The organism is Streptococcus sp. DD10, assembly GCF_001578805.1.
Taxonomy (GTDB): domain Bacteria; phylum Bacillota; class Bacilli; order Lactobacillales; family Streptococcaceae; genus Streptococcus.
In genome coordinates, this window is sequence record NZ_KQ969157.1 from 394,761 (window position 1) to 405,616 (window position 10,856).

Consider the following 10,856-nt stretch of genomic DNA (forward strand, 5'->3'; position numbering starts at 1 on the left):
AAATTTCTGATGAGGTAGCATTTCCTAGTTGATTTTGGATCGTTTGGTAAAGAGCTTGAGCTTGTTTGAGCAAATCCGTTCTTGTTTGTGTTGCAAGTGCCAAACTAGATGTTAATCCTGCATAAATTTCATCAAACTCTGCCTTTTTAGGATGATTATCAAGTGAATCCAATAGGTTTTGGATTTTATTTAACTCTTCTTGTACTTCCTCTGGAGTAACCAAATCTGGGGCTTCTGGCTCAACCTCAGGTTCTTCTTCTTCAATCGGTTTTTCTGCTACATCGTCTTTTTTACCTAAAACATGATCACTAGCATTTCCCCAACCATCATCGGAGTCTGGTCGTGCAGTCGGATTTTCTACGTAAAATTTAATCGTTGCAAAGAAATCTTCCAAGCTATATCCAGCAGGTGCTTTAAAACTTCCATCATTAAACCAAGCTAACTTGATATTATGATAGTGATCTTTATGAGGGATAATCAGATTCCCATTTTTTACATCAACTGTATATGCAGTCATATAAGGCATATGTAAAAATGGAACGATATTTGCAGGTGCAACTCTATTATAAACAGCTTGAGCATCATCATTGGTAGAGTCAAAGTGAGACTTATCATCTTCTGATGGTGGCAGAATGCCCTTAGACTGGGTATAAGCTTGGGCTTCTTGGCGTTCTATTTCAGATAAATCATTTTTATCAATCCAATGACTATGTCCCATATGAGGAGTGATATAGGCATTTCCTTCATCACTAATAATATCATGGGCATCAAAGATATAGCCGTCAGAAGTAACATAATGCCCTAAACTCCGAGCAAGTTCTATTTCCTCTGCACTATAAATGATTTGAGAGTTTGGTTTCCCTACTCGTTCATCATGTTTGAAATCAAATATTTCTTTCATCAGAGCTGACTTATCACTATCCGCTTGAGACAAACGTTTAAAGAAATCATCAACTTTCGATTTTTCCTCATCACTAGCATGTTTTTCTTCTAATTCTTTATGAAGTTTCGAAATAATTGGATACAGCTTTTCATAAACCGCCTGATGCTGTGGAGATAGTTCCGATTCGTTTTGTTTCACTAATCCTGTTACACGTGCCAATAAATCTTTAGCCTGTTCAATAATTGTTACCGGATTAATTTGATTATTTTGAAGTGTTACACGAAGATTTTCTACCTCTTGTTGAAGACTAGCTCTAGTAGTTTCATCCTTAATACCAGTCAGTGCTTCTTCTGCTTTTTGCAAGAAAATCCGTACTTCTTCTTTTGTCACCTCATCTTGTGTTGCTGGTGCAATATCGCTAAAATGTTCACTTAAAAATTTAGAAATTGCAATTTTTAGACTTTGTCCATTCTCTTTTTCAGTGTCCAAAATCGTCTTATCATTTGAAGGAACCAAAGAACCTTGCTGTTGGATAGCTTCAATATCTAGTTTAGCCTTAAACAATTCTGGGAAAAGACCATTTAGGTTATCAGAAGCCGTCGATGATTGATTCTGATAGAGAGTCAAAGCCAGCTGAGCTATCTTATCACGAACATCTTTCGACAAACGTGCATCATTAACATGCTGATAAAAGAGTTTGAGGTAATCAACTGCAATCACACTTTTCTGCTCATGAAAATTTTTAAGTTCATTAAGTAATTTATCTATCTCCGTGAATACTTTATCATTTTTGCTTTGGTGAGCTAGTTGTAATTGACCAAGCAGTTCTCGCTTAGCATAACCATAAGAATCTGTGTCTAGAATATTCAATTTTGAAACCAATTCTTGATATTTTCCCGTCACAACTTCATGGGTAGAATCATGCTCTACCTCTTTATGATGAGGTGGAGTCGGTTCAGACGGTAAAACTACTGGTGGTGTTGGTAAGCTTGGTTGAACAGTAGTGGAACTAGATACGTTATAGTTTTTTCCGATTTCAATCAGACGCGCCAAACGTTCCTCTAAAGGAGACATCTGACTAAATGGTATAAAATGATAATGATCTCCGTGTGGAACTGCTACTCCATTAGCTGTTCTACGGATAATATCTTGAGGATCAAATACTAAACCATCTGACTCCACATGACGTTGATTGATAGGGCTGCTATAAAGTTGTTGTAGAAGTTGTTCAATACTATCTACTTGATTTGTTGAAGGTGTATTCGGTATCAAATTTGGTTGCAATACTGTATGGTTTGGATTAATTGGTCTTGGCTGATCGGGATTCGATTGATTCTGCGAACTAGGAACCAAGTGAACAGTCGGCTGAAGACCTAGGTGTTTCACATCCCCAGCAAAAGCCTCACCTTTTGAAGAACCCCTTTTACTCTTACTATCCCAATAAGACTGCGCTGCTGCTAGCTCACTCGGTGATAGATCACTCTTAGGAATGTAGTGAAAATGATCCCCATGGGGAACAATAAAGGCATCTCCTGTATCTTCTATCACATCTGTAGGGCTAAAAATATAGCCATCATCTGTTGTATACCGTCCCTGTGCTTTGGCTTGCTTTACAGCTTTTTCTACTGCTGGTGTTAACTGCTCTCCCTTAGCTTCTCTACGAGCACCTGATTTACTATACTCTTCTCGTTGTTGCTGAATTTCAGCCTTTGTTCGCACATTAGTCGTGTGATTTTTATCCTTGAGGTAGAGGTAATACTTGCCATCCACCTTGATGATATAGCCGTCTTTGACTTCATTGACAATATCAGACTGCTGCAAAACATAGTTAGGGTCTCGCATAATGAGTTCTTCACTGATAATGGCATCATATGGCACCTTACCATTATAATAATGAAAATGATCCCCATGGGAAGTCACATATCCCTGGTCAGTAATCTTTACAACAATCTGCTCAGCGTTAATTCCCTCCTTGGCACTCACCTCATCAGGAGAAAGATTTTCCATCTTTTGAGCAGTTTTCTTTTCTTTAGTGTCAATGTAAGCAACACGGTTGCTTTCCTTGCTAGTTCGACTCTGATAACGACCTAATTCATAACTACATAAACTAAGTACTACAATGGCAACTGTCCCAACTATATATTTCTTTTTCATTTTAATTCCTCTGCTAATATTTTTAAGTTTTCTTCCAAATTCTCCAGATAAGTTAACTCATTTTGTGGATCTGCTTCAAGCGGATTCAGAGTTTTTAATTGAGCACCTGTTGAATGGACAAGTGTTTCTGCAACCTTTGAACTGGCATTACTTTCTACAAAAATGGTTTTGACATTATAAGTTTTGACAAACTCCGAAATCTCTGTTAACTGTCGAGGGCTAGGCTCCTGTTCTGGAGAGATTCCGGCAATACCTAATTGTGTCAAACCAAAACGCTTGGCGAGATAGGAGAAAGCCGTATGCTGGGTCACAAAGGTTTTCTGACTTACTTTTTCAAAAATCGGCTGGTATTTCTCTGTTAATTTCCTAGTCTGTTGGATGATGTTTTGAGCATTCTTCTGATAAATATCCTTATTCTTTACGTCCACATTGGATAGCTTATCAGCGATAATTTGCACTTCTTCCGCTACTTTTTCAGGATCCAACCAGGTATGCGGATCATAGAGCGTCTTTTCATCAACACCCTGCCCAGCCTCAACATCCTCTAAGCCAGGAACACGATCCAATTTCATGCCTTCTGATGCCTCTAAAACCTTGACTTTAGACTTTTGTAAACTTGGATCCAAATCTCCTGCCCATGATTCCAACGTGTGAGAATGATAGACAAAGACATCCGCATCATAGATAGCAGCCACATCATTGGCAGACGGCTCAAAAGAGTGAATCCCACTGCTCGACTGAATCATGCGAACATCGTTAATCTCTCCCGATACATCCTTAACCATAGCGTAAATGGGATAAAAACTAGTGACAATTTTGAGGCCCTTCCCCTGCTGACTAGATTTCTGACCACAAGCAACAAGAACCAAGACAAACAAACTCAAAATTAGAATGCATATCTTTCTTTTCATCAAAAACTCCTTAGTTAATGTTTAACCAGTTATATAACTGGTTAATAATATACTCCTAAAAAATCAATATGTCAAGTCTTTTTTAAAAAAAATCAAAAAACTTAAAACAGGATTTTTAAAAAGTATTTAGTCACTTTATTCTATAGTACAGAAAAGCAGACACTATTGCTGTCCACCTTTTTTGTAGTTATATTATTTTGTAGTGGGGAAATACACTGTAGGAATGATGGAGCATAAAGTGCTAGGTTGTTTTGAATATATAGAATGGAGTGTCTGAAGAACTGGTAACTAATCTCAGACAATAGGTCATTAACAAATTTTTATCCTATACCATTTTCTTTGTCCCAATCACAATCACATAAAAAGCTAGATTCTTCAATATTTTCAACAAAAGTTAAAAGAAACATAATCAGTTTGGGTTGTAACAAAGCATAAACCTTATGTTTGTATCCAATTATATCTTAAGAATATTTTATGGTACCTATCGAAAATGTTTAAAGAAATATCTTTTTTCCAACCGTAATTAATTTTTATTTTGTCAAATACCTAATGAGTAACTTCCATTATCTTCTATCACCTTTCTTTCTATAAACCTAATAATTTTTAACTTCTGCTACTCCACCTAAATATCTAAATTTACTATTGACGATAGATTGAACTAATTCCACAGCTTCAGCCTTGTTTTCAAAATGTAAATTATCAGATAGTTTCTTTGATTACTCAGCATCCATTTGTTATACCTCAATCTAAATTACGATGAAAGTGTCCCTAAAATTTCAGAGTAACATCCTGATTTGGATATAAAGGAAGACCTTTACTCTGTAAAATGTCCAAATTTCTTTGGAGTTTTTTGACTTCAACTTATAAATTTTCTAGAGATAAATGAATGACGGCCAATTGTGCTTGAAAAGAGCCGGGCTCCTTCTGCGAAACTCTTGCCCCCCCTCGGTGGTCGTTAGCTAGCTAGAACAAAAAAACTGAATTGATCTTTTGTTTAATAAGAATAAATTATTTTTCTTAAGATGTTCATTTGACATCTAAAATATCAAAAAAAGAAGCAGTTTACTCTGCTCCTTTACCATTTATTCTTTTCAATTACTCACTATAGTTGATGAGGTACACTTCTTATTCCACCACTGCTTCTGCGATTTCTTCTGCAGTAATTCCTGCAAAGTAACGGGCTAGGTTAATACTCTGAAGTGCTACGAGGACATCTTCACGTTCGTATTTCACTCCTCGAAGGACGTCTTCAACTGCTGCAACGTCCTCAATTCCAAAGAAGTCCCCATAAATCTTGATATCTTGGATTTTTGATTCGATAACATTCGCAAAGATTTCCACCTTACCACTGGTGAACTTGGTTCCGCGGCGAACATTAAATTCTGGTGATTTGCCGTAGTTCCAGTCCCAAGTACCAAATTTGGTTTCTTTGATGCGGTTGATTGCTGCTAATTCCTCCTCAGAAAAGACATATTCTGTCATGTCTGGGTATTCCTTCTTCATGTAGTCCAGAAGCAAATCACGGAATTCTTCTACAGTGATCTTTTCAGGCAATTCATCAATGATATTGGTTACACGGGCACGAACAGATTTCACTCCTTTAGATTCAAACTTATCTTTTGAAACCTTAAGGGCATTGGCAAGGACTGACAAATCCACATCAAAGAGTAGACAACCATGGTGCATGATACGACCATTGATATAAGCTTGGGCATTGCCACAGAATTTTTTACCATCAATCTCAAGGTCATTACGTCCTGTGAACTCTGCCTTCACACCCAATTGTGCTAAGGTATTGATAACTGGTGTTGAAAAACTCTTGAAGTCGAAAGCCTTATCTTCATCTTCTTTTGAGATAATGGTGTAGTTAAGATTGTTGAGGTCGTGATACACAGCTCCACCTCCGCTAATGCGACGAACCACTTCGATTCCGTGCTCGCGAACGTAATCACGGTTAATTTCCTCGATGGTATTTTGGTGGCGACCTACGATGATGGATGGTTTATTGATCCAAAGAAGGAAGATTTGGTCTTCATCGAGTAAATGTTTGAAGGCATATTCTTCAAGAGCAATATTAAAAGCTGTATCATTTGAATAATTAATAATGTATTTCATAGTATTTCCTAAAATTCATTTTATAAATGCTAGGCATAGCAAGATGAGTGCTAGATAGAATACGTTTCGTTCTCTTGAATTTTCTGAACTAGTAAAAAGAAGGGAGTGGGACAGAACTTCGCTAGTAAAAAAGTTCGTATTCCCACCCCCGCACAGTTGATTAGGTATCTTTGAAGTTTGTCCAGCGAACAAAGATACCAATCAACCACTGCGTCTGACTAAGCCTTCCAAATATTTCTTCGAGAAGGAAAATTATTTATTAAGCCATTTCTCGGAAAAATTGAGCCAAATGGTCCAATTTTTAGGTATGGAACTCCAATAATAGAGGTAACTACCGTCCGTACTAGTTTATGAACATTTATGTGAACGAATCCATTTATTTCTTCTTAGGTGAGTGCACAGCAAGCCCTAGAACGTCTGCAAAGGCTTCGTACATAACCTCTGAGAAAGTTGGGTGACCATGGATGGTCTTGAGCATTTCTTCGACTGTGATTTCCATTTCAATGATCGTTGAAGCTTCATTGATCAGTTCAGCTGCAGCAGGACCAATGATGTGAACACCTAGCACTTCACCGTATTTTTTGTCTGCAATGACTTTAACAAAACCTTGAGCTGCATCAGACGCAATGGCACGACCGTTTGCCGCAAAGTTAAATTTACCGATTTGAACATCATACTTCTCACGAGCTTGTTCTTCCGTCAAACCAACAGCGGCCACTTCTGGCAACGTGTAAATAGCTGCAGGTGTCAAGTTGAGCTTAGCCACATGGTGGTTGCCTTTAAGAGCATTTTCAGCTGCAACTTCTCCCATACGGAAGGCTGCGTGGGCTAACATCTTGGTACCGTTGATGTCCCCTGGTGCATAGATACCTGGCACAGACGTTTCCATGTATTCATTGACCTTGATGCGTCCACGGTCCAATTCAAACTCAACATCGCCAATACCTTCAAGGTCTGGCACACGACCGATAGATAGAAGGGCTTTGCTTGCGATGATATCCTCTTTTCCTTCAACCTTGATACGAAGTTGACCATTTTCTTCGATGATTTCTTGGAGTTTGGTATCTGTCAAGATTGTCATGCCTTTCCGTTCAAGGATGAGGCGAAGATTCTTAGACACTTCTGCATCCATCGCTGGAACAATCCGGTCCATCATTTCAATAACGGTTACTTTTGAACCGAAGGTCATAAAGGCTTGTCCAAGCTCGATACCGACAACACCTCCACCGATAATGACAAGACTTTCTGGCACTTCGTTCATATCCAAAATGTCATCACTGGTCATAACAAGTGGTGATTCCATACCAGGAACATTGATTTTGCTGACTTTTGATCCACCAGCCAAGATAATCTTCTTGGTTTCAAGAAGTTCAGTTCCGTTAACTAGGACATTCTTGTCTTTAGTGATGGTCCCAATTCCTTTATGAACTGAAACGCCATAACTGCGAAGGAGTCCTGCAACACCGCCAACCAGGGTATTAACAACCTTATTCTTAGTTTCAAGAACTTTATCCATATCCACTGTAAAGTTTGGATTTTCAATGACAATACCACGGTTTGCAGCATGACCGATGTTTTCGATGATTTCAGCATTGTGAAGATAGGTCTTAGTCGGGATACAACCACGGTTAAGACAGGTTCCACCGAGTTCTGACTTCTCTACAAGAGCGACTTTACCACCGAGTTGAGCGGCTTTTATGGCAGATACATATCCTGCAGGTCCTCCACCAATGACAACGATATCAAAGGCATCGTCACTCTTATTGTCATCATTAGAAACACTTGCTACAGGTGCTGGACTCGCTTCTGGTGCTGCACCCGCAGTTGGGATATTTTCCCCTTCTTCACCTAGGTAACCGATTACCTCCGTTACGGGAACCGTTTCTCCATCACCTTTTAAGATAGCAATCAGATAACCATCTTCTTCTGCTTCCAATTCCATGCTGACCTTGTCAGTCATGATTTCCAAAAGGACTTCGCCTTCTTTTACAAATTCGCCGACTTTTTTATTCCATTGGACAATTTGTCCTTCGGTCATATCCACGCCGGCCTTGGGCATAATTACTTCTAAAGCCATGTCTTATTTCCTTTATCTATATCTCTACACTTACAATTTGCCTGTTATACCAACATTGAGATTGGATTTTCAATCAATGCTTTCAAGTCTTTCATGAACTTGGCACCAGCCATCCCATCAACAACCCGGTGGTCAATCGTAAGTCCTAGACTCATGATTGGACGGATGACGATTTCACCATTCACAACCACTGGTTTTTCTACTGTTGAACTAACACCTAAGATAGCTGAGTTTGGTTGGTTGATAATAGGTCCAAAAGACTGAACACCAAACATACCCAAGTTACTAATAGTAAAGGTTGAATTTTGCAATTCACTTGGAGCTAATTTACCATCCAATGTCCGACCAATCACATCCTTGAAGGCTACTACCAATTCTGAAAGCGTCAGTTTTTCGGCATTATAGACGACAGGCGTCATCAAACCGTTCTCCATCCCAACTGCCATCGCAAGGTTAACGTAGTTGTGGGTAATAATAGTCTTGCCATCTTCGGTTAAGGAAGCATTGATATACGGGTGTTTCATGAGAGTCTTGACAACTGCTAGAGACAGCAAGTCCGTCACAGTCACCTTCTTACCAGTTGCTTCCATAATCGGATCCAAGACCTTCTTACGTAAAGCCAGCATCCCTGACATATCCACATCGTAATTGAGGGTAAAGGTTGGAGCGGTCAGGTAAGACTCAACCATGCGTTGAGCAATCACCTTACGCATAGGTGTCATTGGGATCCGCTCAATCTCACCATAAGGCGTTACATTGTCTGGAACTTCCTCAACCGGCTCAATGTGAGCTGGAGATTTGATGCTGTCACTTTCGATATTTTCCGGCAAGAAGGCAAGCACGTCTTTTTTCATGATCTTGCCACGGTGACCCGTTCCCTGAATCTCCTGCCAAGCAATATTGTGTTCAGTCGCAATTCGTTTTGCCAGTGGTGAAATGCGAACCACATTGTTTTCTTTAAAGGTTTCCACGTCTTCTTTGTGGACACGACCCTGTGCTCCAGTTCCAGAAACATCATACAGATTGATTCCAAGATCATCCGCCAATTTCCGTGCAGCCGGAGTCGCTCTTAGCTTATCATCAGCCATGTGTACTCCTGTTTTATTTATGATACAAAGGGGGGCAAAAATCAAGTTGAAAATAGAAAACTTGCCCAAGAAATCTAAATTTCTAGGAAACGTTAGCTTTTTTGCACTGACTTTAGCCCGTGTTCAACTCTACAAGTACCATGGACACGAAACGTGTCTCATGGTACTACGGTTGCCGCTATTAGGCGGGCAACCTAGTAGACTTACTAAGTCATTCGTCGAATATTATCGATTCGAACTGATTATTTACATAACTTATTTTATGTAGATTACTCTTTGTTATGAGTTTTTCGGATGGCATCCTTAATGCTTTCGACAGTTGGAATCATGGCATTTTCTAGATTCTGTGCGTAAGGCATAGGCACATCTTCCCCAGCGCAACGGCGGATTGGGGCATCAAGGTAGTCAAAGGCTTCTGATTCAGAAATGATAGCTGAAATTTCACCGATATAGCCACTTGTTTTGTGGGCATCATTGACTAGGACAACCTTCCCTGTTTTCTTGACAGAGTTAATGATGATGTCTTTATCAAGCGGAACTAGGGTCCGAGGATCTACCACTTCTACTGAGATGCCTTCTTCTGCCAATTCTTCAGCTGCTTGCATCACACGACGAAGCATTTTTCCGTAAGTTACAACTGTGACATCGGTACCTTTGCGTTTGATTTCTCCGACACCAAGTGGAATCGTGTAGTCTGGATCCACAGGCACTTCACCTTTTTGGTTAAACTCAGACTTGTACTCTAGGATAATGACTGGATTATTATCACGAATTGAAGATTTGAGCAATCCCTTCATATCCGCTGGCGTTCCTGGAGCCACTACTTTCAATCCTGGAATGTGGGTAAACCAAGATTCCAATGATTGGGAGTGTTGAGCTGCAGAACCAACACCATTACCCGCTGCACAGCGGATCGTCATAGGTACCTGCCCTTTACCACCAAACATATAACGTGTTTTGGCTGCTTGGTTGACAATGGAGTCCATAGCAATAACCGAGAAATCCATAAAGGTCATGTCAACAATTGGACGAAGGCCGGTCATGGCTGCCCCTGCTGCTGCTCCTGAAATAGCAGCTTCAGAAATCGGACAGTCACGAACGCGTTCCGGACCGAATTCCTCTAACATGCCAACAGAAGTTCCGAAGTCGCCGCCAAAGACGCCGACATCTTCACCCATCAATAGTACATTTTCATCACGACGCATTTCCTCAGACATAGCTAGGATAATGGTGTCGCGGAACGACATTGTTTTTGTTTCCATTTTATCTCTTTCTCCTTAGTCTGCGTAAATATCTTCAAAGGCTGTTTCAAGTGGTGGGAATGGGCTTTCCTCCGCAAATTTGACAGAGGCTTCTACCGCTTCCTTGACACTTGCTTGGATGGCATCCAATTCTTCTGCTGTTGCAATGCCATTTTCGGTCAGATACTTACGAAGATGCTCGATTGGATCCTTCTTTTTCCACTCTTCGACTTCTTCACGAGTCCGGTATTTCCCTGGGTCAGAAGAGGAGTGTCCAAGCCAACGATAGGTCACACTTTCAATCAAGACAGGACCGTGACCAGAGCGTACATGGTCCACAGCCTTTTTAAATCCTTCGTAGACCTCGATAACATTGTTGCCGTCTGG

The 10,856-nt window shown here is 40.0% G+C and carries 7 protein-coding genes; all 7 read right to left on the reverse strand.

What is annotated here, in order from left to right:
* On the reverse strand, positions 1-3,037 hold a 3,037-nt coding region (locus tag STRDD10_RS11395; RefSeq protein ID WP_067192603.1), incomplete at its 3' end, for a pneumococcal-type histidine triad protein.
* Entirely contained in the window at positions 3,034-3,948 is a 915-nt protein-coding gene (locus STRDD10_RS01725) for a metal ABC transporter solute-binding protein, Zn/Mn family (RefSeq protein ID WP_443031077.1), read from the reverse strand. The genes STRDD10_RS01725 and STRDD10_RS11395, both read right to left, overlap by 4 nt.
* A 1,125-nt stretch (positions 3,949-5,073) precedes the next feature.
* Positions 5,074-6,063 (reverse strand): lipoate--protein ligase, encoded by a 990-nt coding sequence (locus STRDD10_RS01730; protein ID WP_067192606.1) that lies wholly within the window; start codon positions 6,061-6,063, stop codon positions 5,074-5,076.
* 376 nt (positions 6,064-6,439) lie between these two features.
* Positions 6,440-8,140 (reverse strand): dihydrolipoyl dehydrogenase, encoded by a 1,701-nt coding sequence (gene lpdA, locus STRDD10_RS01735; protein ID WP_067192608.1) that lies wholly within the window; start codon positions 8,138-8,140, stop codon positions 6,440-6,442.
* Positions 8,141-8,184: 44 nt separating this feature from the next.
* Positions 8,185-9,228 (reverse strand): dihydrolipoamide acetyltransferase, encoded by a 1,044-nt coding sequence (locus STRDD10_RS01740; protein ID WP_067192609.1) that lies wholly within the window; start codon positions 9,226-9,228, stop codon positions 8,185-8,187.
* A gap of 269 nt (positions 9,229-9,497) precedes the next feature.
* A complete protein-coding gene (locus STRDD10_RS01750) occupies positions 9,498-10,490 on the reverse strand; it encodes an alpha-ketoacid dehydrogenase subunit beta (protein WP_067192612.1) in 993 nt (330 codons plus the stop codon).
* 15 nt (positions 10,491-10,505) lie between these two features.
* Positions 10,506-10,856 (reverse strand): thiamine pyrophosphate-dependent enzyme (locus tag STRDD10_RS11400; RefSeq protein ID WP_269450110.1); only part of this gene is annotated, 351 nt, incomplete at its 5' end.

What these genes read in the sequence shown, in the direction of transcription:
- STRDD10_RS01725 (WP_443031077.1), bottom strand. Translation starts at nt 3,948, where the DNA reads ATGAAAAGAAAGATATGCATTCTAATTTTGAGTTTGTTTGTCTTGGTT.
- STRDD10_RS01740 (WP_067192609.1), bottom strand. Translation starts at nt 9,228, where the DNA reads ATGGCTGATGATAAGCTAAGAGCGACTCCGGCTGCACGGAAATTGGCG.
- STRDD10_RS01750 (WP_067192612.1), bottom strand. Translation starts at nt 10,490, where the DNA reads ATGGAAACAAAAACAATGTCGTTCCGCGACACCATTATCCTAGCTATG.
- STRDD10_RS01730 (WP_067192606.1), bottom strand. Translation starts at nt 6,063, where the DNA reads ATGAAATACATTATTAATTATTCAAATGATACAGCTTTTAATATTGCT.
- lpdA (WP_067192608.1), bottom strand. Translation starts at nt 8,140, where the DNA reads ATGGCTTTAGAAGTAATTATGCCCAAGGCCGGCGTGGATATGACCGAA.